At 59.4% G+C, this 26,608-nt stretch carries 28 protein-coding genes; 19 read left to right on the top strand and 9 right to left on the bottom strand.

What is annotated here, in order from left to right; translation table 11 throughout:
- Nucleotides 1-15: 15 nt before the first annotated feature.
- The 7 genes from FIV03_RS15690 (at nt 16) to eda (ending at nt 8,874) form a co-directional block, all read left to right on the top strand.
- A complete protein-coding gene (locus FIV03_RS15690) occupies nt 16-1,032 on the top strand; it encodes a sugar ABC transporter substrate-binding protein (RefSeq protein ID WP_023000622.1) in 1,017 nt (338 codons plus the stop codon).
- 81 nt (nt 1,033-1,113) lie between these two features.
- Nucleotides 1,114-2,196, top strand: a complete 1,083-nt coding sequence (locus tag FIV03_RS15685) for an ABC transporter permease (protein WP_152510206.1) — start codon at nt 1,114-1,116, stop codon at nt 2,194-2,196.
- Nucleotides 2,172-2,969, top strand: coding sequence for an ATP-binding cassette domain-containing protein (locus FIV03_RS15680; RefSeq protein WP_208984213.1), 798 nt, complete (start codon nt 2,172-2,174; stop codon nt 2,967-2,969). Before FIV03_RS15685 ends, FIV03_RS15680 begins: the two co-directional genes overlap by 25 nt.
- A gap of 682 nt (nt 2,970-3,651) precedes the next feature.
- A complete protein-coding gene (locus FIV03_RS15675; protein WP_152510205.1) occupies nt 3,652-4,599 on the top strand; it encodes a carbohydrate kinase in 948 nt (315 codons plus the stop codon).
- A 97-nt stretch (nt 4,600-4,696) separates the two neighbouring features.
- Nucleotides 4,697-6,172, top strand: coding sequence for a glucose-6-phosphate dehydrogenase (gene zwf / locus FIV03_RS15670; protein ID WP_152510204.1), 1,476 nt, complete (start codon nt 4,697-4,699; stop codon nt 6,170-6,172).
- Between the two features lie 138 nt (nt 6,173-6,310).
- Nucleotides 6,311-8,131 carry a phosphogluconate dehydratase gene (gene edd / locus FIV03_RS15665; RefSeq protein WP_023000617.1) on the top strand — a complete coding sequence of 607 codons (1,821 nt, stop codon included), beginning with the start codon at nt 6,311-6,313 and terminating at the stop codon, nt 8,129-8,131.
- 104 nt (nt 8,132-8,235) lie between these two features.
- Complete coding sequence (gene eda / locus FIV03_RS15660; RefSeq protein WP_023000616.1) at nt 8,236-8,874, top strand: bifunctional 4-hydroxy-2-oxoglutarate aldolase/2-dehydro-3-deoxy-phosphogluconate aldolase; 639 nt, start codon at nt 8,236-8,238, stop codon at nt 8,872-8,874.
- 80 nt (nt 8,875-8,954) lie between these two features.
- Here the strand turns inward: eda and FIV03_RS15655 are convergent, their stop codons facing one another.
- The 3 genes from FIV03_RS15655 to FIV03_RS15645 all read right to left on the bottom strand — a co-directional run bounded on the left by FIV03_RS15655 (nt 8,955) and on the right by FIV03_RS15645 (nt 11,240).
- Nucleotides 8,955-9,152: a CsbD family protein gene (locus FIV03_RS15655; RefSeq protein ID WP_031269168.1), complete on the bottom strand. Its 198-nt coding sequence runs from the start codon at nt 9,150-9,152 to the stop codon at nt 8,955-8,957.
- A gap of 207 nt (nt 9,153-9,359) precedes the next feature.
- Complete coding sequence (locus tag FIV03_RS15650; RefSeq protein ID WP_286202196.1) at nt 9,360-10,208, bottom strand: PRC-barrel domain-containing protein; 849 nt, start codon at nt 10,206-10,208, stop codon at nt 9,360-9,362.
- A gap of 405 nt (nt 10,209-10,613) precedes the next feature.
- Nucleotides 10,614-11,240, bottom strand: a complete 627-nt coding sequence (locus FIV03_RS15645) for a PilZ domain-containing protein (protein ID WP_209009674.1) — start codon at nt 11,238-11,240, stop codon at nt 10,614-10,616.
- Nucleotides 11,241-11,476: 236 nt separating this feature from the next.
- Between FIV03_RS15645 and FIV03_RS15640 the strand changes: the two genes are divergently transcribed.
- From FIV03_RS15640 to FIV03_RS15615, 6 genes are all read left to right on the top strand, one after another.
- Nucleotides 11,477-12,268: a delta-class carbonic anhydrase gene (locus tag FIV03_RS15640; RefSeq protein ID WP_152510203.1), complete on the top strand. Its 792-nt coding sequence runs from the start codon at nt 11,477-11,479 to the stop codon at nt 12,266-12,268.
- Between the two features lie 149 nt (nt 12,269-12,417).
- The gene (gene pgi / locus FIV03_RS15635; protein WP_152510202.1) at nt 12,418-14,040 is read left to right on the top strand and encodes a glucose-6-phosphate isomerase; all 1,623 of its coding nucleotides are present in this window, start codon (nt 12,418-12,420) and stop codon (nt 14,038-14,040) included.
- A 232-nt stretch (nt 14,041-14,272) separates the two neighbouring features.
- Nucleotides 14,273-14,542, top strand: a complete 270-nt coding sequence (locus tag FIV03_RS15630) for a glycine zipper domain-containing protein (RefSeq protein ID WP_055655348.1) — start codon at nt 14,273-14,275, stop codon at nt 14,540-14,542.
- A gap of 50 nt (nt 14,543-14,592) precedes the next feature.
- Nucleotides 14,593-14,862, top strand: coding sequence for a glycine zipper domain-containing protein (locus tag FIV03_RS15625; protein ID WP_023000609.1), 270 nt, complete (start codon nt 14,593-14,595; stop codon nt 14,860-14,862).
- A 43-nt stretch (nt 14,863-14,905) separates the two neighbouring features.
- On the top strand, nt 14,906-15,175 hold the full coding sequence (locus tag FIV03_RS15620; RefSeq protein WP_023000608.1) for a lipoprotein: 270 nt from the start codon (nt 14,906-14,908) through the stop codon (nt 15,173-15,175).
- Nucleotides 15,176-15,368: 193 nt separating this feature from the next.
- Nucleotides 15,369-15,641, top strand: a complete 273-nt coding sequence (locus FIV03_RS15615; protein WP_006932815.1) for a hypothetical protein — start codon at nt 15,369-15,371, stop codon at nt 15,639-15,641.
- Nucleotides 15,642-15,849: 208 nt separating this feature from the next.
- On the opposite strand, the gene ald is transcribed toward FIV03_RS15615, so the two are convergent.
- Nucleotides 15,850-16,989: an alanine dehydrogenase gene (ald, locus tag FIV03_RS15610; RefSeq protein WP_023000606.1), complete on the bottom strand. Its 1,140-nt coding sequence runs from the start codon at nt 16,987-16,989 to the stop codon at nt 15,850-15,852.
- Between the two features lie 182 nt (nt 16,990-17,171).
- Between ald and FIV03_RS15605 the strand changes: the two genes are divergently transcribed.
- The gene (locus FIV03_RS15605) at nt 17,172-17,642 is read left to right on the top strand and encodes an Lrp/AsnC family transcriptional regulator (RefSeq protein ID WP_023000605.1); all 471 of its coding nucleotides are present in this window, start codon (nt 17,172-17,174) and stop codon (nt 17,640-17,642) included.
- A gap of 133 nt (nt 17,643-17,775) precedes the next feature.
- The gene (locus tag FIV03_RS15600; protein WP_152510201.1) at nt 17,776-18,666 is read left to right on the top strand and encodes an SMP-30/gluconolactonase/LRE family protein; all 891 of its coding nucleotides are present in this window, start codon (nt 17,776-17,778) and stop codon (nt 18,664-18,666) included.
- Nucleotides 18,667-18,888: 222 nt separating this feature from the next.
- On the opposite strand, the gene FIV03_RS15595 is transcribed toward FIV03_RS15600, so the two are convergent.
- The 3 genes from FIV03_RS15595 to FIV03_RS15585 form a co-directional block, all read right to left on the bottom strand.
- On the bottom strand, nt 18,889-19,119 hold the full coding sequence (locus tag FIV03_RS15595) for a hypothetical protein (RefSeq protein ID WP_023000603.1): 231 nt from the start codon (nt 19,117-19,119) through the stop codon (nt 18,889-18,891).
- An 82-nt stretch (nt 19,120-19,201) separates the two neighbouring features.
- Nucleotides 19,202-19,789: a hypothetical protein gene (locus FIV03_RS15590; RefSeq protein ID WP_152510200.1), complete on the bottom strand. Its 588-nt coding sequence runs from the start codon at nt 19,787-19,789 to the stop codon at nt 19,202-19,204.
- A gap of 91 nt (nt 19,790-19,880) precedes the next feature.
- Nucleotides 19,881-20,723 (bottom strand): rhodanese-related sulfurtransferase, encoded by an 843-nt coding sequence (locus FIV03_RS15585; RefSeq protein WP_152510199.1) that lies wholly within the window; start codon nt 20,721-20,723, stop codon nt 19,881-19,883.
- A gap of 451 nt (nt 20,724-21,174) precedes the next feature.
- On the opposite strand from FIV03_RS15585, the gene FIV03_RS15580 reads away from it, so the two are divergent.
- The 4 genes from FIV03_RS15580 to FIV03_RS15565 all read left to right on the top strand — a co-directional run bounded on the left by FIV03_RS15580 (nt 21,175) and on the right by FIV03_RS15565 (nt 25,238).
- Entirely contained in the window at nt 21,175-21,702 is a 528-nt protein-coding gene (locus FIV03_RS15580) for a PAS domain-containing protein (RefSeq protein ID WP_023000600.1), read from the top strand.
- Entirely contained in the window at nt 21,677-23,008 is a 1,332-nt protein-coding gene (locus FIV03_RS15575; protein WP_152510198.1) for a methyl-accepting chemotaxis protein, read from the top strand. The genes FIV03_RS15580 and FIV03_RS15575 overlap by 26 nt, the downstream gene beginning before the upstream one ends.
- A gap of 133 nt (nt 23,009-23,141) precedes the next feature.
- Nucleotides 23,142-24,416 carry a malonyl-CoA decarboxylase gene (locus FIV03_RS15570; protein WP_152510197.1) on the top strand — a complete coding sequence of 425 codons (1,275 nt, stop codon included), beginning with the start codon at nt 23,142-23,144 and terminating at the stop codon, nt 24,414-24,416.
- A gap of 558 nt (nt 24,417-24,974) precedes the next feature.
- Entirely contained in the window at nt 24,975-25,238 is a 264-nt protein-coding gene (locus tag FIV03_RS15565; RefSeq protein WP_023000596.1) for a hypothetical protein, read from the top strand.
- 4 nt (nt 25,239-25,242) lie between these two features.
- Here the strand turns inward: FIV03_RS15565 and FIV03_RS15560 are convergent, their stop codons facing one another.
- Together FIV03_RS15560 and FIV03_RS15555 are read right to left on the bottom strand one after the other, a co-directional pair.
- Nucleotides 25,243-25,698, bottom strand: coding sequence for a hypothetical protein (locus FIV03_RS15560; protein ID WP_152510196.1), 456 nt, complete (start codon nt 25,696-25,698; stop codon nt 25,243-25,245).
- Entirely contained in the window at nt 25,676-26,392 is a 717-nt protein-coding gene (locus FIV03_RS15555; RefSeq protein WP_152510195.1) for a hypothetical protein, read from the bottom strand. The genes FIV03_RS15560 and FIV03_RS15555 overlap by 23 nt, the downstream gene beginning before the upstream one ends.
- Nucleotides 26,393-26,608 lie beyond the last annotated feature (216 nt).

Genomic DNA, 26,608 nt, shown 5'->3' with positions numbered 1-26,608 from the left:
GGAGGAAAAACGCAAATGATCCGCAAACTACTCGCGACCGGTTCCGTTCTCGCCGCCATGGCTGCCACTCCGGCAGTCGCAGCAGACATCTCCGCCTGCCTGATCACCAAGACGGACACCAACCCGTTCTTCGTGAAAATGAAGGAAGGCGCCACCGCAAAGGCTGAAGAACTCGGCATCGAACTGAAGTCCTTCGCAGGCAAGATCGACGGCGACCATGAAACCCAGGTGGCAGCGATCGAAACCTGTATTGCAGACGGTGCCAAGGGCATCTTGCTGACCGCATCCGACACGTCGTCCATCGTGCCGGCTGTCCAGCAGGCGCGCGACGCCGGCCTTCTGGTGATTGCACTCGACACGCCGCTCGATCCCATTGATGCAGCCGACGCAACCTTCGCCACCGACAACTTCAAGGCGGGTGAGCTGATCGGCCAGTGGGCCGCGGCCAGCCTGGGCGACGAGGCAGCCAATGCCAAGATCGCCATGCTTGATCTCGGCATCAGCCAGCCAACCGTCGGCGTGCTGCGTGACCAGGGCTTCCTGCAGGGCTTCGGCATCGAGCTTGGCGACCCGAACAAGTGGGGTGACGAAACCGATCCGCGCATCGTCGGCAACGACGTGACCGCAGGCAACGAGGAAGGCGGTCGCAAGGCCATGGAAAACCTGCTCGCCAAGGATCCGATGGTCAACGTGGTCTACACGATCAACGAACCTGCGGCTGCCGGCGCCTATGAAGCACTGAAGGCCATCGGCCGCGAAAACGACGTGCTGATCGTATCTGTCGACGGCGGCTGCCCGGGTGTTCAGAACGTCAAGGACGGTGTTATCGGCGCCACCTCGCAGCAGTATCCGCTGCTGATGGCATCGCTCGGCATCGAGGCCATCAAGGCCTGGGCCGACAATGGCACCAAGCCGGAGCCGACCGAAGGCAAGGACTTCTTCGACACCGGTGTTGCCCTTGTGACCGACAAGCCGGTTGAAGGCGTCGAATCCATCGACACCGCCAAGGGAACGGATCTCTGCTGGGGCTAAGACACCCCTGGACGAGATCAAAAGGGGCATGGGCGACCTTGCCCCTTTTTTCAAAACCGGCGCAAAGAAGGTTAAACGGGCATGACCTTAGAAAGCAAAACGGCCAAGGGGCCGGCGGACTACGAATCCGCTGCCACCTCCGGACCGCAAGCTGTCGCCTCATTCGATGACGAACGTCATGGGATCGGGCAAAAAATCCAGCACACGCTGCACCAGACCCCATCACTGGTTCCGCTGATCGTCCTGGTACTCTCCCTTGTCGTTTTCGGGCTGTTGCTCGGATCGAAACTGTTCTCCCCCTTCGCACTGACGCTGATCCTGCAGCAGGTCCAGATCATCGGCATCGTGGCGGCAGCACAGAGCATCGTCATCCTGACCGCCGGCATCGATCTGTCGGTCGGCGCGATCATGGTGCTGTCCTCCGTTGTCATGGGGCAGTTCACCTTCCGCTATGGTTTGCCGGTGGAGGTCTCCATCGTCTGCGGTCTGATTTGCGGTACCTTTTGCGGGTATCTCAACGGCTTCCTTGTCGCCATCGTCAAGTTGCCCCCCTTCATCGTGACGCTCGGCATGTGGCAGATCGTGCTTGCCACCAACTTCCTTTATTCGGCCAATGAGACCATCCGGTCTCAGGAAATCGCCGAAGTGGCACCACTGCTTCAGTTCTTCGGCAACAAGGTCAATGTCGGCGGCGCAGTCTTCACCTACGGCGTCATCTTCATGGTGCTTCTGGTGCTGGTGCTGGCCTACGCCCTGCGTCAGACAGCCTGGGGCAGGCATGTTTACGCCGTTGGCGACGATCCGGAAGCCGCGCAGCTTTCGGGCGTGCAGGTGAAGAAGGTTCTGATATCGGTCTACATGCTGTCCGGGCTTATCTGCGCCTTCGCCGGCTGGGCGATGATCGGCCGCATCGGTTCTGTTTCCCCGACCACGGGTCAGCTTGCCAACATCGAATCCATCACGGCCGTGGTGATCGGCGGCATCTCGCTCTTCGGCGGACGCGGATCCGTGCTCGGTACCCTGTTCGGCGCACTCATCGTCGGTGTGTTCACGCTCAGCCTGCGCCTGCTTGGCGCCGATGCGCAGTGGACCTACCTGCTGATCGGCATCCTCATCATCGGCGCGGTCGCGATCGACCAATGGATCAGAAAGGTATCTGTGTGATGGAACCTGTCCTGCAAGCGCGTAAACTGGTCAAGCGCTACGGCCGTGTCGTGGCCATGGACCGAGCCGACTTCGAACTCTATCCCGGCGAGATCCTCGCCGTGATCGGTGACAACGGGGCTGGCAAATCCACCTTGATCAAGGCTCTCAGCGGAGCCGTGCAGCCTGATGGCGGAGAGATCCTGCTCGATGGCAAGCCCGTCCACTTCACCTCGCCCATCGACGCCCGAGAAGCCGGGATCGAGACGGTGTACCAGACCCTGGCCATGTCCCCTGCCCTGTCGATCACCGACAACATGTTCATGGGCCGTGAGTTGAAGAAACCCGGCTTCCGCGGCACCTGGCTGCGCCAGCTGGACCGAAAGAAGATGGAGGAGATCGCCCGCGAAAAGCTGAACGAACTGGGGCTGCTCACCATTCAGAACATCAACCAGGCCGTTGAAACGCTTTCAGGCGGTCAGCGCCAGGGGGTGGCGGTGGCACGGGCGGCCGCTTTCGGCTCCAAGGTCGTGATCATGGACGAGCCGACCGCCGCTCTGGGCGTCAAGGAAAGCCGGCGCGTGCTGGAGCTGATCAAGGATGTCAGGGCCAGGGGCTTGCCCATCGTGCTGATCAGTCACAACATGCCCCATGTCTTCGAGGTTGCCGACCGTATCCACATTCATCGGCTGGGCAGTCGGGCTTGTGTCATCAAACCGTCGGACTTTTCCATGTCCGATGCGGTGGCGATCATGACCGGAGCCATGGATCCGCCGGACAGCATGGCGGCCTAGGCCAGGGAAGAAAAACGGGAGGTGCCTTCATCCGGCGCCTCCTACCCGGGACCTCATCCCGAAGAGAACCGAAAGGTTCGTCCCGAAAGATGGGCCGCAAATTCGGTGCCTGTGGCCCATCCTTCGAGACGGGCTTATGGCCCTCCTCAGGATGAGGTGGTGGATTGATGAGCCGCTGTGGGGTCAGAGAAGACACATACAACGAGCGCAATTTGCGCGCCTCGTTGAAACCAATAAGGGAACGGGAGACACCGGGCTCAGCCCCTCTCCCACCCAAACCCTCATCCTGAGGAGAACCGACAGGTTCGTCTCGAAGGATGGGCGGCAAAATCAGCGCCCGTGGCCCATCCTTCGAGACGGGCTTATGGCCCTCCTCAGGATGAGGTGGTGGATTGATGAGCCGCTGTGGGGTCAGAGAAGACACATACAACGAGCGCAATTTGCGCGCCTCGTTGAAACCAATAAGGTAGCGGGAGACACCGGGTTCAGCCCCCACCTCCCCACACCCTCATCCTGAGGAGAACCGAAAGGTTCGTCTCGAAGGATGGGCATCAGGTTCGGCGCCTTGCCGGCCTCATTCGGATAAGACGGTGGTCTGAAAGGCCGCTGCCGCGAAATGACACAAATTCATGAATCCGCCGTCGATGCGGATCCTGACAAACGACGAAAGACCAGAACGTATATGTTTTTGATTTGCGGCGAAGCACTGTTCGATCTCTTTGGAGAAGCCGGTTCCGGCGACAGTGTTTCTTTCGACGCCCGTATCGGCGGATCCCCCTTCAACGTGGCCATGGGGCTGGCGCGCCTTGAAGAGGACGCCGGGTTTTTCGGCGGCATTTCACGCGATGCCCTTGGCGAGCGTCTGGTCCAGAAGTTTCGCAGTGAAGGCGTTTCGGAACGCTATATCCTGAGGACCGACTACCTGACGACACTCAGCCTCGTCCAGAAGGATGAGCACGGCTCTCCGGCCTATACATTCTACGGCGAGAACGCGGCTGACCGTATGGTGACCGTCGATGACCTGCCGCAGTTCGACGAACCGCCATTGTTTCTGCACATCGGGTCCTACACGGCACTGGTCGAGCCGGTTTCGGTCGCCTTCAGGGCTCTGATCGAACGTGAGCGAGACCATACGCTGGTCTCCTTCGACCCGAACATACGCCCGACCGTGGTGCCGGACATGGCGCTCTGGCGCCGCAATACGGAAAGCCTTGTTCCGTTGACGGACGTCGTCAAGGTTTCGGACGAGGACCTTGCCCTGATCGCTCCCGGTGAACCCGTTGAAACCATTGCCCGCGCCTGGCTCGGCATGGGGGCTTCGCTGGTCATCGTCACACGGGGCGGAGACGGTGCAACCGCATTTGCCGAAGGCATCGAAGTCAGCCGCCCGGGCATCAAGGTAACCGTTGAAGATACCGTTGGCGCGGGCGACACCTTCCAGGCAGCCCTGCTTGCAGGGCTGAAACATCTTGGTGCAACCAACCGTGATGCGCTTGCAGCCCTTGACGCCGGCCAGCTAAATCGTCTTCTTGATTTCGCCGTCGGGGCAGCTGCCATCACCTGCTCCCGGCGGGGAGCGGATCTGCCGCGCAGGAGCGAACTGGAAAAAGAGTGGTCGGCCCTGAAATGAGGGGCTGACAAGAGAATTAAATCGATTTAAAAGGCAGTCGAAAACGGTCCAGGCCGGAGCGGCCCATCGGACTGGCAGCTGTGAGAAGGGATGTTTTATGGCGGTACGCGTCATTGAAGTTGAAGAATTCGACCTCGTCGTTTTCGGAGCCTCCGGAGACCTCGCCCACCGCAAGCTTCTGCCTGCCCTTTACCACCGCGACGCGGACGGCCAGATGCCGGAAAACGCCCGCATCATCTGCAGTGCCCGCCGCGACTATTCCGACGACGACTATCGCGATTATGCCAAGGCCGCACTTGAAGAACACGTCAAGGATCTGGACGACGAGCATCTTCAGCAGTTCCTGAAGCGCCTGCGCTACGTCAAGATCGACATCGCCACAGGCGACGGCTTTGAAGATCTGAGAACCATCCTGGACGAACGCCCTGAAGTCATCCGCGCCTTCTATCTTGCGGTCGGCCCGGATCTTTTCGGCACGATCTGCGAGAACCTCGGCCGTATCGGCGTCGTCAACGACCATTCCCGCGTCGTCATGGAAAAGCCCATCGGCAAGGACGGCAAGTCCGCCAAGGCGCTCAACGACACGGTTGGCGCTGTGTTCAACGAACACCAGATCTTCCGTATCGACCACTATCTCGGCAAGGAAACGGTGCAGAACCTGATGGCCCTGCGCTTTGCCAATGCCCTGTTCGAGCCGCTGTGGAACGCTGCCCATATCGACCACGTCCAGATCACCGTGGCCGAGTCGCTCGGCACCGGTGGCCGTGCCGGCTACTACGATACCGCAGGTGCCCTGCGCGACATGGTGCAGAACCACATCCTTCAGCTGCTCTGCCTTGTGGCGATGGAGCCGCCGGAAAGCATGAACGCCGACAGCGTGCGCGACGAGAAGCTGAAGGTCCTGAAAGCCCTTGCCCCGATCGACGAGCAGAGCATCGACAAGCTGACCGTGCGCGGCCAGTACCGCGCAGGGGCTTCGGCCGGAGGTGCGGTTCCCGGTTACCTGGAAGAGCTCGGCAACAACGAAAGCCGGACGGAAACCTTCGTCGCCCTGAAGGCGGAAATCGCCAACTGGCGTTGGGCCGGCGTGCCCTTCTACCTGCGCACCGGCAAGCGTCTGGCGCAGCGCGTATCGGAAATCGTCGTCCAGTTCCGTCCGATCCCGCATTCTATCTTCGACGCGGAAGCCGGGGCGATCACCGCCAACCGCCTCATCATCCGTCTGCAGCCCGATGAAGGAGTCCAGATGCAGATCATGATCAAGGACCCCGGCCCCGGCGGCATGCGCCTGCGTCAGGTTCCGCTCGACATGAGTTTTGCCGAAGCCTTCAAGGTGCGTAACCCGGATGCCTACGAACGCCTGATCATGGACGTGATCCGCGGCAACCAGACCCTGTTCATGCGCCGTGACGAAGTTGACGCCGCCTGGGCCTGGATCGACCCGATCCAGGCTGCATGGGCTGCGTCCAAGGAAACGCCGAAAGGCTACACCGCCGGCACCTGGGGCCCGTCCGCCTCCATCGCTCTGGTCGAGCGTGACGGCCGCACCTGGGCCGAAGACGACGGCAACTGATACCTCTCGCGCAAGGCCCGGCCTTGCGCGTTTCCGGCCTCTTAAATCGATTAGAGAGCGGCAAGCTCGCCGCAACGCCCTATGTGCCGGACATAGGACCAGCCAGGCCGCGGCGCGGCTAGCAAAGGATTTGAAGCAATGACCATCCAGGATCGCATTGGCGACGTCACCGAACGGATCGTCAAACGCAGTCACGACAGCCGCTCAAGATATCTGGACCGCATCGGCAAGGCCGCCGACAAGGGCCCGCAGCGTTCGCGCCTGTCCTGCGGCAACCTCGCCCATGGGTTCGCCGCCTGTGGCCTCTCCGACAAGCAGGCCCTTTCCGGCGACGTGGTACCGAACCTCGGCATCATCACCTCCTATAACGACATGCTTTCGGCTCACCAGCCATACGAGACCTATCCGGCCCTGATCCGTGAAGCCGCTCACGAGATCGGCGCGGTTGCCCAGGTTGCCGGTGGTGTTCCGGCCATGTGCGACGGCGTCACTCAGGGACAGGACGGCATGGAACTGTCGCTGTTTTCCCGAGATGTGATCGCCATGGCTGCTGCCGTCGGCCTGTCGCACCAGATGTTCGATGCAGCGGTCTTTCTCGGCATCTGCGACAAGATCGTTCCCGGTCTTGCCATCGCGGCCCTCTCCTTCGGCCATCTGCCGGCCGTGTTCGTTCCCGCTGGTCCGATGCCGACAGGCATTTCCAACGACGAGAAAGCCAAGATCCGCCAGCTCTATGCCGAAGGCAAAGTCGGCCGTGACGCCCTGCTGGAAAGCGAGTCACGTGCCTATCATTCGCCGGGCACCTGCACCTTCTACGGCACGGCCAACTCCAACCAGATGCTGATGGAGATCATGGGCCTGCACATGCCGGGTGCCTCCTTCGTCAATCCGGGCACGCCCCTGCGCGACGCCCTGACCAGGGAAGCGGCCAAGCGCGCCATCGCGATTTCCGCCCTCGGCAACGAGTTCACCCCCGCCGGTGAAGTCATCAGCGAAAAGGCGATCGTCAACGGCGTCGTCGGCCTGCACGCCACTGGTGGCTCGACCAACCACACCATGCATCTGGTGGCGATTGCCGCTGCTGCAGGCATCAGGCTGACCTGGGACGACATCTCCGATCTTTCCGATGTCGTGCCGCTTCTGGCTCGCGTCTATCCGAACGGCAAGGCCGACGTGAACCACTTCCAGGCCGCCGGTGGCCTTGCCTTCCTGATCCGCGAACTGCTGGGTGACGGTTACCTGCACCAGGACGTGAAGACCGTCTACGGCACCGACCTTTCCGGTTACACCGTGGAAGCGAAACTCGACGCTGACGGCAACGTGCAACGCGAAGAAGTTCCTGAGACCTCCGGCGACGAAACGGTGCTGGCTCCTGTTGCCAAGGCCTTCCAGCCGACGGGTGGCCTGAAGATGCTCACAGGCAACATGGGCAAGGCCGTTATCAAGATCTCGGCTGTTGCCAGGGAACGCCACATCATCGAGGCACCTGCCCGCGTCTTCCACGACCAGAACGATTTCCTGACCGCCTTCAACAACAAGGAACTGACCGGCGACGTTGCCGCCGTGGTCCGGTTCCAGGGCCCGAAGGCAATCGGCATGCCCGAACTGCACAAGCTGACGCCCTGCCTCGGCATCCTTCAGGACCGCGGCCACAAGGTCGCCCTGATTACCGACGGCCGCATGTCGGGTGCTTCCGGCAAGGTTCCGGCGGCAATCCATGTGACCCCGGAAGCAGCCGCCGGCGGCCCGATCGCCAAAATCCGTGACGGTGACATGATCCGCGTCGATGCGGTGACTGGTAAATTGGAAGTGCTGGTCGACGAAGCCGAATTCAACGCCCGCCCGCTGGCGGAAGCTGACCTGAGCCAGAGCCAGTTCGGCACCGGCCGGGACCTTTTCGCCGCCTTCCGTGGTGCAGTTGGTTCGGCCGATACTGGCGCACATGTGTTTGGTGAGTAAGGATCAGGCCCCGAACGGCCAGGTGAATTCGGCACGATAAATTCTGCGATCTGCTCCGGCTGCGGTCGGTGCAGGTACGACAAAAAAGAGATTTTGGAGGCGATATGGCCCAGGACATTGAAAAGATCGAGAAAGTAATGTGCGCGGCACCGGTTATCCCGGTGCTGATCGTGGAAGATCCCAGGAAGGCCGTCCCCATGGCAGAAGCGCTTGTGCGCGGCGGCCTGCCTGCAATCGAGATCACCTTGCGCACCGCCCATGCCCTGGAAGCGATCAACGCGGTCAACGAACACGTGGAAGGCGCGATTGTGGGTGCCGGCACGGTGCTGGACGGCAAGCAATATGATGCCGCCGTTTCTGCAGGTGCCCGTTTCATCGTCTCCCCTGGCGCAACCGCCAACCTGCTGGACGCAGCCGACCAGCACAGCGTGCCGCTGCTTCCCGGTGCAGCCACTGCATCGGAAGTCATGTTCCTGCTGGAACGTGGCTATGAGCGGCTGAAGTTCTTTCCCGCCGAGCAGGCAGGCGGAGCGTCCTACCTCAAGTCTCTCTCCTCCCCGCTGGCGGCGGCCAAATTCTGCCCCACAGGCGGCGTCAGCCTCGACAAGGCTCCGGACTATCTGAAACTGCCGAACGTCCTGTGCGTTGGCGGTTCCTGGATTGCAGACGCAAAGGCGATTGCGGAGGACGACTGGTCCGGCATTGAAACCCGCGCAAAAGCGGCAGCCGCCCTTAAAATCTGATCAGCAAATAGCAGATCAGCAATTTCGAACGAAAAGAGCCGGGCGACGGATCGCCCGGCTCTTTTTCATCTGTTCGACGATCAGTGGCGGCTTGCCCACTCATCGACCTCGCGCTCTGCTTCGTCGCGCGACTTGCCGTAGAGCTCCTGGATCTTGCCGGCAAGCTGGTCGCGATTGCCTTCGATCCGGTCCAGATCGTCATTGGTCAGCTTGCCCCACTGTTCCTGGGCCTTGCCTTTAACCTGTTTCCAATTGCCTTCGATAATGTCCCAGTTCATTTTCATCACTCCAGTCAGGGTGCAGTCAGCTTCTCGACCGGAGGCTTCCGGTCAACTGCTGCAGGTGTTGAGGTTTGAGAAAGTGACAGATGCCTGTTGAAGCCATCTGTCTCGGGATAGGCGTCCGGATATCGGGAAGGATCTCGATGGAACCGGACGCTGTGTCAGGCTGCCCCGGGCGATAACACCCGGAGCAGTCCACTACTCTTACTCAGCGACGTAGTCCGGCTGAGCTTCCAGTTCTTCCTTGGTGGCGCCAACATAGACGCGCAGGTCGGAACCGTCTTCGTTGCGAATGATCTGCAGCTCGTCAAAGGTGACGGCAACTTCACGCTCGCCGATACCCAGGAAGCCGCCAACATCAAGGATCACCTTTTCGATGGTGCCGTCCTGGCTCACGATGAGTGAATCGATTTCACCGATGTCTTCATCGTTGGCGTCGTAGATGTTGGCACCTTCAAGATCGTCGGCCGTCAGTTCGGCAACAACCGCGTCGGTATAGCCTTCACGCTCGACTTCGGCACGCGGCAGAAGCGGACGACCGTCGGCATCGGTCTGGGGCGCCATCGCAGTCTCCGGAGCAGCCGTCACTCCGGCGTCGCTATCCTGGCTCATCGCGGTTTCGGTCGACGTATCGGTTTCCGTCGTCATTGCCGTATCGGCAGGCTTCTCCATGCCTTCAGACGTCTGTGTGGCAGCCGTTTCCGCTTCGTCAGCGTACGGGTTTTCATACGCCGCTGCATTGGTCAGCACGTCCTTGTTGGCGTTGACCACCAGGAAGTAGCTATCGGCGTCATCCTGTTCGCGGACGACCTTCAGCTGTTCCATCGGAAGGGCGATGTCTTTCTCGCCGACACCAAGGAAGCCGCCGACACCCAGGATAACGGCCTTGACCGAGCCGTCGAAGCCAAGGATCACATCGTTGACTTCACCGATGTCGTCCCAGTCTTTTTCTTCGTCAGCCTGAGCCTGATAGTCTTCGTTGAACCGGTCATAGTTTTCTTCGACCGAGTAGATCCGCATGCCAATCAGATCAGACGCAAGAACATCACTCATGTTTGCAGACTCATTGAATTCATAAGTCTGGAGCGGTTTTACTTCATTTGCCGCGTAAAGTGATGTTGTCAGCATCAAGGACATCGCGGTAGCGGTGATAATCCGTTTCATAATATTATATCCTCTCACAGTGATTTCCCAAGCCGGCAACATCAGTATTGCTATTGATGAGGCGGTTACTGTGAGAACAACCGAGAGAGAAAGAAGTTCCGGATTAAAAACTAATTTTTTGAAAAAGTGACAATCACCTATTCGAAGACAGGCGGAAAACTCGCCCAGTCCCCAGGGTACGGATGGAGCGTGAAACCACCGCTCGCCGCGTTTCTTTCACGTCCGCGCGAGAAGTTCAGTCAATTGCGGGGAGTTGATTGGGACACACGCCGACCGCAGCATGAGCGGGCCATGTCAGACGCTCTGGGCTTCTTCACTATCCGCTTCGGAATTGCCGTCGCTCTCTTCTTCTTCTTCGTCGTCTCCGTGATCGTCGTCCTGCTCAAGCGTACGATCCCACAAGAGACGCATACCGGCGGAGGTGTCATTTCGCCAGGCGAATTCGGCAACGACCGGCCTTTCGAATTTTTTCATCGTCAGCAGAACTTCCTCTGGAAGCGCTGTCAGACCTTTGGCAGTTATGCGGCAACCGTTCTTGCCGGCATCAACGATCGTGCCACTGATTTCCGTAATTCCGTCCAGGTCGGCGATCTTTACCGGAATGCTGACGTTGTTCCGTTTTTCGCGACGCTTGTCCGAAACGGATTTCTCGCTCTTGGCGAAGACCACCGCGGCATCGTTGCCCTTCACGGAAGTGACGTGAGCCTTCACCAGTTTGCTTGCATCCTTGGGCCGAACCCCGATGTTCTTGTAAAGCTCGCCGATATCCGGAGAGGTCAACCGGAAGCCCCACTCGCTGACGTTGGATGCAACCGCGTTGATGACCGAAAGATTGTCGAAATCAACCACGAGGACTTCTTCCTCGGCATCAGGTTGATCGAGCAGATGGGTCAGGCCGTGTGATTTGTTTTCGGAATTCATAGATTTAGTTTACCTTGAGCAAACTTTCATTTCACTTAAAATACAGTCAGACAATTCAATTTATCGTTGTTTTCCGCCAACTTCGGGCTTTTTACCCTGACCGGTCGTTTACCCTGAGCAATTTTTGCAATTGGCGTTCCTATCAAAAGCGCGTTCAAATCATTCTCGCCACTTCGGCTGCTTTTTCTTGAAATGCGCCCAACAGCCTGCCTCAACCACATTTGCAGGAGATTAGCATGGCGAAATACATCGGACTTACAATTGCGGCCCTCGCGGGCCTCGGTTTTCTCTCCCAGGCACAGGCAGAAGAGCTCTGTCAGGGTTTCGGCCCGCAAACACCACGCGATATCTCGCAGACTGCAGGACTGAACACGTCTTCTTTCTCGATAGCGCCGTCCGCCGACAAGCTGAACCTGTGCAACATCCACACGCACACCAACGCGGAACACAAGGGGCCGGGCTTCACCGTCTTTGCCGGCGATGGCGATCATGGCGGTTACAAGTGCAACGAGACCGCCGACCTGACCGAGGCTGAACTGGCAGAACCCGCCGGGTCAGCTTTTCATGGCGTCAAGCCCGGCGACACGATCGAAGTCCACTGGGTGCATACATCCTGCAACATCACCCCGGGTGAAGGACTTGGCTCTTGCCTGAGCGATGCCTGCGCCAATCCGCAACTTCGTGTCGAGGCCCAGGTTTTCCTTGTCGTGAATGATCCCAAGGCACTGAGCTTTCTCGACTTCGATTATGACGGCAACATCGTGAATGGCCTGCATCAGGCCAAGTCATTGCCGGAAGGCACGGGTACGCCGGTCACCTTCATCGGGTCGACAACAGGGCCCAGCTTCACCCAGTCGACATGCTCCCCACTTCAGGTGACCTGGAGCGTGCATCCGCAATGCGCCAAGCTGGACATAAACTCGCTCAACGCCTGGGCGGAAAAAGGCAATGTCTTCAAGGAAGACCACTCCCACGGCATTCGCCAACTTGTTACAGCCCCAGAATTGCTGGCCCCGATTTCCAACTGATTGGCCTTCAGCCGCCGGAATCCACCTGCCTGTTTCCGGCGGCATTCTCCTTGAATTTCCTCTCCCCCTCGCCGGGCGGGTATGCTAATGGATGCCCCGCGCGCGTCGGCGCGAAAACAAGCTGTTAAATCGATTTAAGAGGATTGTTCATGGCGCTAGAAGCAGCATTTGAGGCTCTCAACCGGCAGGCGGAACAATTGAAGGGCACCTCCCTGCGGCAACTGTTTGCGGCCGCCCCCGACCGGTTCGACACGTTCTCCGCCAGAACAGACGACCTGTTGCTCGATTATTCCAAGTCGCGGATCGACGACAAGGCGTTCAACCTGCTGCTCGACCTGGCCCGCGCTGCGGACGTGGAAGGCAAACGTGCGGCCATGTTTGCCGGCGAGAAGATCAACGGCACCGAAAAGCGCGCCGTCCTGCACACTGCGCTTCGCAATCAGTCGGACCAGCCGGTTCTGGTCGATGGTGCGGATGTGATGCCAGATGTGCGTGCGGTTCTGGACGCGATGGCGGATTTTGCCGAAGCGGTTCGCTCCGGCGATCTGACCTCATCCACCGGCGACGCCTTTACCGACGTGGTCAACATCGGCATCGGCGGCTCGGACCTCGGGCCGGTCATGACGACAATCGCGCTCAGCCCCTATCATGATGGTCCGGAGCTGCACTATGTTTCGAACGTGGATGGCGCTCATATTGCCGATACCCTGGAAAAACTCGACCCGGCCACGACGCTGATCATCGTCGCCTCGAAGACCTTCACCACCATCGAGACCATGACCAATGCGCAGACCGCGCGCAAATGGATTGCCGGTACTCTTGGCGAAGAGGCTGTCGGCGACCACTTTGCAGCCGTCTCCACCGCCCTCGACAAGGTTGCCGCTTTCGGCATCGACGAAAGCCGCGTCTTCGGTTTCTGGGACTGGGTCGGCGGCCGGTATTCCGTCTGGTCGGCCATCGGCCTGCCTCTCATGATCGCCATCGGACCGGACGCCTTCAGTGACTTTTTGTCCGGTGCCCATGCAATGGACACCCATTTCGCCGAAGCCCCGCTTGAAAACAACCTGCCGGTTCTGATGGCTCTGATCGGCGTCTGGAACCGGGACGCGCTTGGCCTTTCCGCCCGCGCCGTCCTGCCCTACGACCAGCGCCTGTCACGCCTGCCCGCGTATCTGCAGCAGCTCGACATGGAATCGAACGGCAAGCGCGTGAAGCTGGACGGCAGCCCCGTGACCGAGGAAACCGGACCACTGGTCTGGGGCGAACCAGGTACGAATGGTCAGCACGCGTTCTATCAGCTCCTGCACCAGGGCACGACTGTCATCCCGTGTGAATTCCTGATTGCCGCCAACGGCCACGAAGAAGACCTGAAACATCATCACGACCTTCTGGTCGCGAACTGCCTCGCCCAGTCCGAAGCCCTGATGCTCGGCCGGACACTTGACGAGGCAAAGGCACTCCTCAGCGCTTCGGGCATGGCTGCGGACGAAGTCGATCGTCTGGCTCCCCACAAGGTGTTCCCGGGCGACAGGCCCTCCATGACCCTTGTTTATGACCAGCTGACCCCCTTCGCACTCGGCCGCCTGATCGCCCTTTACGAGCACCGGGTTTTCGTTGAAGGCGTGATCTGGGGAATCAACTCCTTCGACCAGTGGGGCGTGGAACTGGGCAAGGAACTGGCCACTGCCCTGCTGCCAATGGTCAAGGGCGAAGTCTCTGCAGATTCCAAGGACGCCTCGACAAAAGGCTTGCTTGCCGCGCTGAAAAGTTGACGCGGGAACCACACCTTTGTTTACGCGTTAATACGTGAGGCGATCTCGTCATAATTTTGCCCAACCGGCCCTATCTGGTTCACATCGTTGAAGAACTCTTATTGGTATTCACGATGAACACGGGCCGGCTGTGGCAAACAGAGATTGCCCCAACGTGCAAAGCAGCTTAGGCTTGGAAAGATTTTATACATTCGACCCGCCGAGGTTGCGGTCCGACAGGGAGACTGATTTCATGAAAAAACTAGTTCTGCTCGCAGCAGTTGGCCTTGCCCTGGCGGGCTGCCAGTCCGATAGCTCACGCGACCGCGCCCTCGTAGGCGGTGGTCTTGGCGCGGCAACCGGTGCAGCAATCGGTGCTGCCGCAACCGGTGATGTCGGCGGCGCCCTGGTTGGTGGTGCAATCGGTGCGGCCGGTGGTGCAATTGTCGGCAGCGCAACGACTCCGAAGAACTGCGTCGCCTATGACCGCTACGGCAATCCTTACCGGGTCGCTTGCCCGTAATCGGGGGCGATCCTTTTTCGTTTCGGTAATAGACCGTTGGGAAGAAAACTATGAAGAAACTCCTTCTGATTGCCGCTTCGGCCGCATTTCTGGCAGGCTGCCAGTCTGACAGTCAAAGAGACCGCGCGCTTGTTGGCGGCGGTCTTGGTGCGGCGACCGGTGCCGTGATCGGTGCCGCCGCCGGTAACGGCGTCGGCCCGGCGCTCGCCGGTGCGGCAATCGGTGCAGCAGGCGGTGCCATCATCGGCTCTGCAACGACACCCAAGAACTGTGTCGCCTACGACCGGTATGGCAACCCGTACCGCGTCGCCTGCCCCTGATCTCAACTGACCTGAGTCAATCGGGTCTTCACAGGTTTACGAAATGAAAAAGATCCTGCTGGTGGCCCTTGCGGCCATCGCCCTCGCCGGCTGTCAGTCAAGCAGCCAGAGAGATCGCGCGCTTGTCGGCGGTGGCCTTGGTGCCGCGACCGGCGCCATTGTCGGTGCCGCTGCCGGTGCCGGTGCAGCTCCGGTTCTCGCCGGCGCCGCTATCGGTGCAGCGGGTGGTGCTGTCATCGGTGCAGCGACCACGCCGAAAAACTGCGTGGCACATGACCGGTATGGCAACCCCTACCGAGTCGCCTGCCCGTAAGGTCTGGCTCTCTGTCGTCCTGACCACCGTCAGAGCGGACGAATTTAGCGACAATACCGGGCATGCTCGTGGTTTCATGGGCATGCCCGTTTTGCTTTCGGGATCTGCCTTGGATAAATCCGTGTTGGTAAGAAACTGTTAACCATAGATCTCCACCCTTGGCAGACACATGTTTTTCGCCAAGGGGTTCTGGATGAGATCCGTCCTTGCAGCCGCAAGTCTCGCCATTGTGCTGACAGGTTGCGCCAACACCGAAAGTCAACGGGACAGGATGCTGATCGGGGCAGGTCTCGGTGCGGCAACGGGCGCCACGATCGGCGCCGTTGCCGGTTCCACGGTGAACGCGACCCTTGCAGGCGCCGCTCTCGGTGCCGTCGGTGGTGGCCTGATCGGTGTCGTCACCACCCCGCGCAACTGCATTGCCACGGATGAACAGGGCACACCTTACAAGGTCCGCTGCCCGTAAACCCTTCGCACAGCAAATAAGGTTTGTTTGCCCCCTGCGAAATCAGGAATGCAATAACCTGCGGAACAGCCGGACATTTTCGACGCAAGTTGCACAGAACAGCAGGTCACGGGCTCACCGCTGTCACGTCAGTCCAAAATCCTATTGTGAAAGCAAAAAGCCGGCCCAACGGACCGGCTTTTCTCATCTTTGAAGCGAAGTTCCCTTATCAGGCAGCAGCGCTTTCCTTGGCCTGCTCAAGAGCAACCTTCGGATCTACGTAGGCATAGCCGAGAGCGGTTGCGACCGCCTCACAGGTCACCTGGCCGCCGATCACGTTGAGGCCCGGCAGGAAGTGCGGATCATCGAGCAGCGCCTTCTTGGCACCCTTGTCCGCCAGTGCAAGAGCAAACGGCAGGGTGGCGTTGTTCAGCGCGTAGGTGGACGTCTTCGGCACGGCACCCGGCATGTTGGCAACGCAGTAGTGAACGACTTCATCGATGATGTAGGTCGGCTCGGAATGCGTCGTTGCCTTGGAGGTTTCGAAGCAGCCTCCCTGGTCGATGGCGACATCAACGAGAACCGAGCCCGGCTTCATGCGGCTGACCAGCTCGCGCGACACCAGCTTCGGTGCCGCCGCACCGGCAACCAGCACCGCACCGACGACCATGTCGGCTTCCAGCACATGCTTTTCCAGTGCAGCCTTGGTCGAATAGACGGTTTTCAGAGCCGGACCGAACGTCTGGGAGAGATTGCCCAGAACGGCGGTAGACCGGTCGAGAACGGTGACATCGGCTCCAAGGCCAAGCGCCATGGTAATGGCATGAGAACCGACCACACCACCGCCAATGACAACGACCTTGGCCGGTTCGACACCGGGAACACCGCCCACGAGCGTGCCGGAGCCACCCTGGGCCTTTTCCAGCGCCTTGGCACCGGCAATCACCGACAGGCGGCCGGCAACCTGGGACATCGGCACCAGAAGCGGTAGACCGCCACGGGCATCGACAACCGTTTCATAGGCAATGCAGGTGGCACCGGACTTTACCAGGTCCGCGGTCTGCTCCGCGTCTGGCGCCAGGTGCAGATAGGTGAAGAGAATGTGGTCGGGGCGCAGCATGGCGCGTTCGACAGCCTGCGGTTCCTTGACCTTCACGATCATGTTCGCGGCATCGAAGACTTCCTTGGCAGTTGCCAGGATCTTCGCGCCTGCCGCTTCGTAGTCGGCATCGCTGGCGCCGATGCCGACACCGGCATTGGTTTCAACGACAACTTCGTGGCCATGAGCCACCATTTCAAGAACACTGTTCGGCGTCAGACCTACCCGGTATTCGTGGTTTTTGATTTCTTTCGGCACACCAATGCGCATGACTCGACTCCTCTGGAAGCATTATTGATTGCCGACGATTTTACGCCTGTTTTCGTCGAATGTGCTTGCGTTCCCGGGGGTCTCCGTTCAAATACGCGCAATTTTATTGTGTCGAATTGATATTTCTTCAAATTATCTGCTATGTATTATCTTGAACTTGGCATTATGTGCGGTGCAGCAAAATGAAACTCGATCGCCTCGACCAGAAGATCCTGAACGTTCTGCAAAGCGACGGCCGCATCGCCAACGCGGACCTGGCGGAAAAGGTGGGGCTTTCCCCTTCCGCCTGTTTGCGGCGGATGCGCGCGCTGGAGGAAGCCGGCATCATCGAAAAATACGTCGCGCTTCTGGACCAGAAGAAACTCGGCCGGCACATGGACGTTTTCGTGGAAATCTCGCTGACCGGCCAGTCCAAGGAAACGCTTGAGAATTTCGAACGCGCCGTGGCCCGGTCCGGCGAAATCATGGAGTGTTTCCTGATGGCGGGTGATGCTGATTACATCCTGCGCCTCTCGGCCCGGGACCCGATCGACTTCGAACGCATCCACCGCGACCACCTTGCCCAGCTTCCAGGCGTTCTCAGAATGAAATCCTCCTTCGCCATCCGGCCGATCGTCAGACGCACGGCGATTCCCCTGAACGGCGAAACATGAGTTCCTTTCGGGACCGATCCACAACCAAACCGCCTGCAATTCCGCCACTAAATCCAGCGTCTCGACGCAGCCAGCACTGGCAGGTATAGTCCGCATCCATTCAACTGCCCGGCTTTTCAAGGAACCCGCTCCGGTGACCCATACGATCACCCGTTTCATCGATACGACTTACCAGCTTGCAGAATGCCCGACCTGGGACGACAGATTGAACCGCTTGCTCTGGGCCGACATCCAGGGCCGCTCCATCCAGTCCATGGATTGGGCCAGCCGCAAGATCACCACATGGCAATTCGACAATGAGGTCGGTTCCTTCGGCCTGACGGATGACGATCGCCTGATTGTCAGCGTGTGGGACAAGATCGTTCTGTTCGATCCCGAAAGCGGTGCCAGCGAGGTTCTGGCAGAAGTTCAGGCTGATGAGCCGCGCACACGGCTGAACGACGGCAAGGTCGGTCCGGATGGGGCCTTCTGGGTCGGTACCATGGACACCAGCTCACCGCGTGAACCGATTGCCGGTCTTTACCGGGTCGACGGCAGCGGCGACGTTGCCGAGATCCGTGACGAACTGCAGTGTTCCAACGGGCTCGCGTGGACGCCGGACGGCACCTACATGTACCACTCCGACACCTCCCCCGGCTGGATCGAATATTACGGCTTCGACCCGGAGACCGGTGCACTTGGCTCCAAGATGCTTTACGCTCAGCAGACCAACGACACCGGCCGGCCGGATGGCGCAGCGGTCGACACCGAAGGCAACTACTGGAGCGCAGGGGTTTCCGCCGGCGTTCTCAACTGCTTTGGTCCGGACGGCAACCTGCTTGCCGCCATCAAGCTTCCGGTCGACAAGCCCACCATGCCCTGCTTTTGCGGCCCGGATCTGGACCATTTGATCGTCACCAGCATCAAGCAGCCCGCCGACCCGACCGCGGTCGAACCCGACACATTGTCCGGCGGCCTGTTCCTGGTGGAAGGTCACGGCAAGACCGGTTTGAAGACATACCGGTTCAGGACGGCAAAAAGCTGATCAAAAGCAACGCTTGGGGCAAGTCGGTTTCTGCTGTAACCGGCTCCTGCCGCACATTTGGCCTGTCATCCGTTCCGCCGACCCGGGCACAACATCAGGGTGAAGATAAACATCCCTCCTCCTCTGGATGAGGGAGAGCCTTTCGCTCGGAGGCCATGCCGGGATGAATTTTTGAGCGGTCTGCCTGACGACTGTCTGTCGACGGCAGTTGTTTAGGGCCGGTTATTCAGCGTCCTTCGGAGGCTGGCAGTCCCTGAGAGCCTCGATGATCTGTTCCGCTTTCACACCCGGCACCTGGATTTTCGTTTCCCCGTAAAGGTGAACGACGGCCCCCTCTCCCTTCACCGATTGTTCGTTGAAAATGCGGACCGACTGGTTTTCGGGAATGAGCACGGCCATGGAGCCGTCCTCCATGCTGAGCAGGATGGAAGACGCAATCAATGTGCAAATCATGTTTCAGCCCCACAACAGGTCAGGTAACCGGCTTTCAGCCTGCCCCGGAAAACGGACAGAAAACCGATCTTGACCCAGTCACCTAGTAGCGGCAACCCCGCACCTTTACGGGCTTCCAGACTGTTTGGGCGGGTTGAACCAGCACCTGGCGGCTGACCGTCTGGTAAACCGCGGGCTTTTGCACCCGGTAGCTCGTGGCTGGCTGGACCAGCACCTTTTCCTTCACGGAGCTGTAAATGGCAGGCTGGCGTACTGCGACGCGTGAGGCCGACTGCACGAGAACCTTCTGGCTGACGGTTCGATAGACGGCGGGGTTCTGCACCTTGCACAGGATGTTGCGGCCGTTGATGACCCGGTATTCCCAGCCGACGCTGGCGGGTTGAACCTGAACCCGGCTCTGACGTGTCTGGTAGACGGCAGGCGATGTGCGATAGCTGACCCGCTCCGGCTGCACCAGAACACGGCGGGCCTGATAACTGTAGACGGCAGGTTTCTGCACCACGTAGCTGGATGCCGGCTGGACGAGAACTCGCTCGTTCACAGTTTTGTAGACGGCCGGCACGGTGGCCTGTTCATAGCAGGACAGTGCCTTGCCCCCGGCCAGCACGGACGTGCTGACCAACGGACTGACGATCAGCGCGGCAAGCGCGCTCCAGAAGCTGTGACGCATGTACTTTCCCCCAGTCTGGCGCAGGAATTCCCCCGCACCCCTGACTTTAGGGAAGTTCCACAAGCCATTAAAGCGAAAAAGTTAATATCCGTTAAGAAACAGCTCTGACGATCTGCTGTTCGCTCTCTTCGTCATCAGCTTCAGCGCGAGCACTCTTCTCGTAATCGGTGTCCTCGTTGATGATGTGACGGGCTTCTTCGGGGATCCATTCTCCCCAGCGCGGCTGCAGCTGATGGTCGACGGACACGCGGTCGTCGAAGACGAAACATTCGCCCTTCCAGAGGCTGTCGGCTTCCGGCACCTTCTCCAGATAGTTCAGGATGCCGCCTTCCAGGTGATAGACTTCCTCGAAGCCGTTTTTCAGCATCCAGGCCGTCGCCTTTTCACAGCGGATGCCACCGGTGCAGAACATGGCGACCTTCGGCTTTTTCTGAAGCTCGTCTTCGCCGTCCACCCAGGCCGGGAATTCCCGGAACGACTGGGTTTTCGGATTGAGCGCCCGCTCGAACGTGCCGAAGGCGAATTCGTAGTCGTTGCGCGTGTCGATGACGACGACATCCGGATCGGAGATCAGGGCATTCCAGTCTTCCGGCTTGACGTATTCGCCGACGATCTCATTCGGGTCGATCCCGTCAACCGCAAGCCGCACGATCTCCTGCTTCAGCCTCACCTTCATGCGCTTGAAGACATGTCGGTGGGTCCAGGCTTCCTTGTGGTTCAGCCCGGCAAGCCGTGGATCCGACCGCAGATGCGCAAGGACCTCACGCACACCGGCTTCCGGCCCGCAAATCGTGCCGTTGATACCCTCTCCTGCAAGCAGCAGGCTCCCGCGCACATCCCGTTCCTCGCAATAGGCCTTGAGTGGACTGCGCATGGCCTCGAAGTCGTCGAGCGGCGTAAACATATAAAGGGCGGCAACGAGAAATTCGTTCATGGGGCTTGTTCTGTTTCTTGAAAGACGCCGGGCCAAAGGGGCAAAAGCACCACCCGGCTATTGGCGCCCTCTATACAGCCTAAGCCCCCCTTCTGAAAAGTCCGCAGTTTCTCGGACCCGGTTCTCTGCAGGCGAGGCCGCCCTGCAGGTTTTGGCTGAGCACAACCGAACATGCGCCAGGGGCCATGCAACGCGGAACTTGCCGATTGAAGTTCGTCGAAAGGAACATCGCCCAAACCGTTCGGAAGAATCGAAGAATAGCGTCAGAGCAACAAAAAGATCGACAACAATTCGCCTTAACAAAACTCTCTACAGCGAAAGATGACATCGTTAGAAATACGAATGAATTCATATAGTTAAAAATCAAACCTCATCCGGTTTCATTTAAGGATCATTAAGCACGCAACCGTACCCTAACCCTGAATTGCCAACATGAGCGGGCGCACCAAGGATGACCCAGTACAAGGTCACCCCGACGGGGGTGGAACGGTTCTTTTCCGAACGGGACCTGATCGTCTCGAAAACAGACACGCGCGGGCGCATTACCTACGCCAACAACATCTTCCGGGATATTGCGGGTTTTGATGGCAAGGCTCTGGAGAATGCGCCGCACAGCCTCATCCGCCACCCGGACATGCCGCGCTGTGTCTTCAAGCTGCTGTGGGACACGATAGAGGCCGGCGGAGAGATTTTCGCCTATGTGGTCAACATGTCCGCGAACGGCGACCACTACTGGGTGCTGGCCCATGTCACGCCGTCCTATGGCGAAAGCGGCAAGATCATCGGCTACCATTCCAATCGCCGGGTGCCCAACCGCCGTATCGTCGACGACATCATCACCCCGCTTTACGCCCAGCTGCGACAGACAGAACAGCAGGCGGACAACCGCAAGACCGGCATGCAGGCCGGTCACGATCAGCTGGTATCGATCCTTCAATCGAAAGGCGTGAGCTATGACGAGCTCATTCACACTCTTTAACGCCACGATCGCGTCGGGTGTCGCACTTGTGGGCGGCGCGGCGACGGTGGTCTGCGCCCTGCTGGGCCTGACCATGGCTACGGTCCTCTGTGGCGCCATCGTAATGCTGGCCATGCTTTTCGCGCTGACCGCGGTGCATCGGACCCGGCAGGGGCTTGTTGCTGCGACGGAGGTCTGCAGCCAGATCGGCTGGGGCAACTTCGAGGTGAGAGCCAAGGATTACACCGAAGCCGGTGAAGTTCGTGAGCTGATGACCTCCATGAACCACATGATCGACCGGACGGACGCCTTCCTGCGTGAAGCTGCTGCCTCGATGACCGCGATCGAGAACAATCGCTACTACCGCCGCATCCAGCCAGGTGGCCTCAATGGCAGCTATCTGCAGAATGCGGAAATCATGAACATGGCCATCGAGACCATCAAGGGCCGCGTCGGCGCTTTCCGCCAGTCGACGGATTCCTTTGAAAGCCAGATCAGCCAGATTGCCCAGAGCCTGATGGCTTCCGCCGAGCAGATGACCGGGACGGCCGAGGAAATGGAAACCTCTGCCGTTTCCAATTCGGAAGTCGTGACCGCCATTGCCGACGCGGCCGACCTGACAGCCGAAAATGTGAATGCGGCGGCATCCGCCGCCGATCACCTGTCCTCGACGGCCAACGAAATCAGCGGCCAGATCGAACGCTCCATCGAAATCGCCCGTGCTGCCGTTACCCAGGTCACGCAAGGCCAGGACAAGGCAAACAGCCTTCGGACTTCCGCCGAAGCTATCGGCGAGATCATCGACCTGATTTCCTCCATTGCCGACCAGACAAACCTGCTGGCACTCAATGCCACCATCGAGGCGGCCCGCGCCGGTGAAATGGGCAAGGGCTTTGCGGTGGTTGCAGCCGAGGTCAAGGAACTGGCAACGCAGACAGCCAAGGCGACACAGGAGATCACCCAGTCTTTGGAAGAAGTCGACGCGGCCAGCCGCGATACGGCTCAGTCCTTCGACACGATTTCCAAAACCATTACGGAAATCGAATCCATTACCACGATGATTTCCAACGCGTCGGTAAAGCAGGCGGAAGCGACACAGGCCATACAGGAGAACGTGACCAACACGGTGGCCTGCACCAACAAGGTGACCGGAATTGTGGACGGTGTCGCCCAGAATGCGGCAACCACTCACGCGGCCTCCAAGACCGTGCTGAGCTCCGCGGAAAGCATGTCCTCCAACGCCGGGCAGCTCACCGAAGCAGTGGCGGCCTTCTTCAAATCACTGAAGAAAGGCCCGCTCGAGCAGCAGAACAGCGAAGCCGCCTAGGCACACTGGCTGTTAGGCAATCCAACCCGGGCATTCGTGTCCGGATTGCCTCTTTTGGGGAATTGGGTCAAAGCCTCACACCTCTTATCTTCAGGACAGAGCCCACCCCTCACTGGACGTTCTGGAGGCCTACATGACCATTCTCGGCGACCTGCTGTCGACCATCTTCGAGCGCCGCTATCGCACAGCGGCGCCGGACCGGCGCGACAACCGGCCGATGGAGGATCTGGTCAGCGCACTTGTCGGCACGGCCGGCGACGTGACGGGCCTCGCCGCGGCCAGCACGCTCCTGCAACGGTTTCAGGAAATGGAGGACAGCGACAAGCTGCAGTTCTTCCGCCACCTTGCCCAAGACATGAACATCGATCCGGCCGGCGTGCGTACTGCCCTTGATGCCTATGAGGCGAGCCCGAACCGGAAGACATACACGGCGTTCATGGCGGCTGTGGAACCCAAGCGTCAGGAATTGATCCGGCGGCTGAACCAGATTCCCGGCGCCACCGAGCAACTGGTGCGCATGCGCGCCGACCTCCTGCGTCTCGGCGGCACCGATCCGGAATTGCAGGCACTTGACCAGGATTTCCGGCACCTGTTCATTTCCTGGTTCAACCGGGGCTTTCTGGTGCTGCGGCCAATCAGCTGGGAAAGTCCGGCACATATTCTTGAAAAGATCATCGCCTATGAGGCCGTGCACGAAATCACCAGCTGGGAAGACCTGCGCAGCCGCCTGGCCCCAGGCGACCGCAGATGCTTCGCCTTTTTCCACCCGTCCATGCCCGACGAACCGCTGATCTTCGTCGAAGTCGCGCTCACCGCAGACATCCCGGGTTCCATCCAGGACCTTCTGGCAGGTGACAGGGAACCCATCACAGCGGCCACGGCCCGTACCGCCGTGTTTTACTCGATTTCCAACTGTCAGGAAGGCCTGGCCCGTATTTCCTTCGGCAACTCCCTGATCAAGCAGGTGGCGGCCGATCTTTCGGCAGAATTGCCCGGACTGAAAACCTTCGTCACCCTGTCGCCGATCCCTGGCCTGACGAAGTGGCTGTCGGCGGAAGGCATTGATTTCCAGGACGCGGACCCGAAGCTGCTGCGTACCCTCGCCGCGCATTATCTTCTGTCAGCCCGCCGCGAGGACGGACAACCGGTTGACCCGGTGGCCCGCTTCCATCTGGGCAACGGCGCACTGGTGCATGCCGTCCACGCTGAAGCCGACACCTCCGCAAAGGGCCGGGCCCAATCCGCCGGCGTGATGGTGAATTACCTCTACGATCTCGGCAAGGTGGCCCAGAACCACGACCGCTATGCAGCGGCAGGGGAAATCGCCGCCTCTTCGGACATCCGGTCTCTGGACGCGGCCGCAAAGAAACTGGATTTGCGCGAAGCGGAAGCTGCACAACAGGCCTGAAGGCGTACGGGTCGGGAGCCAATCGCAGCTCATGCTGCCGGTGCCCTGCCTGCCGAGCCGGCGCCATTCGTCCACCCTGGCGCGCTAACTGTCCTGATCAGAACGACAGCTGGAACCGAGCTCGGCGCATCAGGGGTCAACGCGATTCCCGCCGCCCCTCCCTAACCGGTGGCTATCGGTTCCAGCGTTATCCTGACGCTGCCGGAAAGACGGATTCCGGCTGTCTTAGCCTTGTCTTCGGCTTCAAAACCGTCAACTTGCAGGTGACGTGACAGTGCCCGGGCGACTACTTCTTCGCTTCTTGGGTAACACCTAAGGAAAGTTGAAGAAGAAATCTCGCGTGCAGCAAAATTCTTTGCTAATCTGCGATTGGCGAAACGGGATCCATACCAATCTCGGATTGAAGCGGCCTCTGCACATCAGGGGACGCCTGGAAGATGTACCGGCGCGAAAAGCCGGCCGCTTTCCAGGCGAGCAGACCGTTCAATGGGTTTCTCGACGCCGGAAATTGTCTGAAAGGCAAAACAAAAAATGACATGTAAAGACAAGGCGGCAGGGATGAGCGAAGATCAATACACCAAAGAGCAGCTCGAATTCCTGGAAATATTTGAAATTGCAGCAAGATATGACTGTCTGTTCCTGCTCGATTTCCATTGCTTCGATCTGTTCGACCACGACCAGACCAGCCTGCTGAGCGACGGCGAACGTGCCCAGTTGGCGGCAGCGGCAAGATATGACATCTATGCCGAAGCCATGCAGAAGGGGTTTCTTCCGAAATCCAGTCCCTTTGGAGGCGTCCATGAGCATCAACACTTTTGTTGAGCCGCTACCCTTCTCGCTGATCGAAAACGGATTGGCGGGAGAGAAGACGCAGTTTCTGTTCAAGACCTGGCGCGAAAACGAAGGCATCATCGTGCAGGACAGCCGCATGACGCAGCTGAGCCCGTATCTGCTGATGACCTTGCCGACCGCCGAGCCGGGCGATGTGCCGCCGCTGACCTTTGTGGGCAAGCACAGCACCTTCCGCCGGTTCTTTCCACAGGCTCTTGACCCGGAAACACCACGTCCGCCGACCAGCTTCCTGCCCTCGGTCTACCGCCAGGGCGTTGCTGATGCCTACCAGATTGCCATGGAAGGCGAGCCCTGGTTCGATATCCAGCGCACAGGCAACAAGCTGGGCGAAGGTGTGCCGGACATGACGCTGCAGCGTCTCCTCGTGAAATTCCGCACCAGTGCCGGGTTCACGCGGATTTTCTGCCTCATGACTTTGCTTGAAGTCCATTCGCGATCCTATCAATCAGATCGCACACATCGTCAGCTGTGTTCGCAACAAAAATCAGATTGGCATCCAGCGTACCAGGCAGCGGTTCAACCCAGTTCAGTGCATGAAAGTGTGCACGGGTAAAGCCGCAGTCGCGCCAGAAGCCGTCCATGAAGTTGAAACCCTGCACCCAGCCGTAATAGAAGCCGGCGCCCCACTCATCCAATGCCTCGATCTGGGCCATCTGGTTGAGCAGGCCGCCGAGCTTCGAACCGCGCCACTCCTTGGCAACTTCCGTTCCGCCCAGATATACAACGTCGCCGGTAATGCGCCGGCCAACGCGCGGCTGCTTGTCACTCAGCACAACCTTGCCGCCTTCCGCGTCCGGGTAGCAGCGATGAAAATACTTGCGCCAGAAATCGGTCAGCGTCATCGGATAGGCCATTCTGTCGAAACGGGCGCACACCCGCCCGACCATCCGGTCTTCCTCGTCCACCAGCGCCAGCCAGAATGCCTGTGAAGGCGTATAGGTGTTGAGACTGGGGGTGAAATGCCCCTCCAGCCGCTTCAGGCCGCTGGCCGCTGCCATGGCCTCGACAACATCGAAATCCGACCCGCGGCGCAGCATCAGCCCCAGGTGTTGAAACTCCCTGTCTATAACGCCCCAGGCACGTTTCAGCTGTGCCTTGTCCAACTCGAAATCCAGTTTATGCATGGATGTCCCGTCTGATGTTGCCCTTCATCCGCATCCTGCAAAGAGCGGCCGCGTCAAACGCGGCGATCGCCTTGTTTGCCAATAGATTAAATAGGCACCGATTTTCCCTGCTTGGCAGCACGTTAAGTTGTCTGCCAAGGCGGTCAAACAAGAAAAAATATCAAGGTTAAAACTTGCGGGTACCGGTTTGAAAGAACGGGAGTTTTCAACCGGAGA

Source organism: Labrenzia sp. THAF187b, from assembly GCF_009363375.1.
Lineage (GTDB): Bacteria > Pseudomonadota > Alphaproteobacteria > Rhizobiales > Stappiaceae > Roseibium > Roseibium algicola.
The sequence above is the reverse complement of the archived record's forward strand: the minus strand, read 5'-3'. Positions and strand labels throughout refer to the sequence as shown.

Coding starts and splice junctions, on each gene's coding strand:
- FIV03_RS15585 (WP_152510199.1), bottom strand. CDS start 20,723: ATGAACGAATTTCTCGTTGCCGCCCTTTATATGTTTACGCCGCTCGAC.
- FIV03_RS15570 (WP_152510197.1), top strand. CDS start 23,142: ATGACCATTCTCGGCGACCTGCTGTCGACCATCTTCGAGCGCCGCTAT.
- eda (WP_023000616.1), top strand. CDS start 8,236: ATGGCCCAGGACATTGAAAAGATCGAGAAAGTAATGTGCGCGGCACCG.
- FIV03_RS15640 (WP_152510203.1), top strand. CDS start 11,477: ATGGCGAAATACATCGGACTTACAATTGCGGCCCTCGCGGGCCTCGGT.
- edd (WP_023000617.1), top strand. CDS start 6,311: ATGACCATCCAGGATCGCATTGGCGACGTCACCGAACGGATCGTCAAA.
- FIV03_RS15565 (WP_023000596.1), top strand. CDS start 24,975: ATGAGCGAAGATCAATACACCAAAGAGCAGCTCGAATTCCTGGAAATA.
- FIV03_RS15590 (WP_152510200.1), bottom strand. CDS start 19,789: ATGCGTCACAGCTTCTGGAGCGCGCTTGCCGCGCTGATCGTCAGTCCG.
- FIV03_RS15595 (WP_023000603.1), bottom strand. CDS start 19,119: ATGATTTGCACATTGATTGCGTCTTCCATCCTGCTCAGCATGGAGGAC.
- ald (WP_023000606.1), bottom strand. CDS start 16,989: ATGCGCATTGGTGTGCCGAAAGAAATCAAAAACCACGAATACCGGGTA.
- FIV03_RS15555 (WP_152510195.1), bottom strand. CDS start 26,392: ATGCATAAACTGGATTTCGAGTTGGACAAGGCACAGCTGAAACGTGCC.
- FIV03_RS15625 (WP_023000609.1), top strand. CDS start 14,593: ATGAAGAAACTCCTTCTGATTGCCGCTTCGGCCGCATTTCTGGCAGGC.
- FIV03_RS15680 (WP_208984213.1), top strand. CDS start 2,172: ATGGATCAGAAAGGTATCTGTGTGATGGAACCTGTCCTGCAAGCGCGT.
- zwf (WP_152510204.1), top strand. CDS start 4,697: ATGGCGGTACGCGTCATTGAAGTTGAAGAATTCGACCTCGTCGTTTTC.
- pgi (WP_152510202.1), top strand. CDS start 12,418: ATGGCGCTAGAAGCAGCATTTGAGGCTCTCAACCGGCAGGCGGAACAA.
- FIV03_RS15685 (WP_152510206.1), top strand. CDS start 1,114: ATGACCTTAGAAAGCAAAACGGCCAAGGGGCCGGCGGACTACGAATCC.
- FIV03_RS15580 (WP_023000600.1), top strand. CDS start 21,175: ATGACCCAGTACAAGGTCACCCCGACGGGGGTGGAACGGTTCTTTTCC.
- FIV03_RS15630 (WP_055655348.1), top strand. CDS start 14,273: ATGAAAAAACTAGTTCTGCTCGCAGCAGTTGGCCTTGCCCTGGCGGGC.
- FIV03_RS15605 (WP_023000605.1), top strand. CDS start 17,172: ATGAAACTCGATCGCCTCGACCAGAAGATCCTGAACGTTCTGCAAAGC.
- FIV03_RS15650 (WP_286202196.1), bottom strand. CDS start 10,208: ATGAGTGATGTTCTTGCGTCTGATCTGATTGGCATGCGGATCTACTCG.
- FIV03_RS15645 (WP_209009674.1), bottom strand. CDS start 11,240: ATGAATTCCGAAAACAAATCACACGGCCTGACCCATCTGCTCGATCAA.
- FIV03_RS15575 (WP_152510198.1), top strand. CDS start 21,677: ATGACGAGCTCATTCACACTCTTTAACGCCACGATCGCGTCGGGTGTC.
- FIV03_RS15615 (WP_006932815.1), top strand. CDS start 15,369: ATGAGATCCGTCCTTGCAGCCGCAAGTCTCGCCATTGTGCTGACAGGT.
- FIV03_RS15560 (WP_152510196.1), bottom strand. CDS start 25,698: ATGGACTTCAAGCAAAGTCATGAGGCAGAAAATCCGCGTGAACCCGGC.
- FIV03_RS15675 (WP_152510205.1), top strand. CDS start 3,652: ATGTTTTTGATTTGCGGCGAAGCACTGTTCGATCTCTTTGGAGAAGCC.
- FIV03_RS15620 (WP_023000608.1), top strand. CDS start 14,906: ATGAAAAAGATCCTGCTGGTGGCCCTTGCGGCCATCGCCCTCGCCGGC.
- FIV03_RS15655 (WP_031269168.1), bottom strand. CDS start 9,152: ATGAACTGGGACATTATCGAAGGCAATTGGAAACAGGTTAAAGGCAAG.
- FIV03_RS15690 (WP_023000622.1), top strand. CDS start 16: ATGATCCGCAAACTACTCGCGACCGGTTCCGTTCTCGCCGCCATGGCT.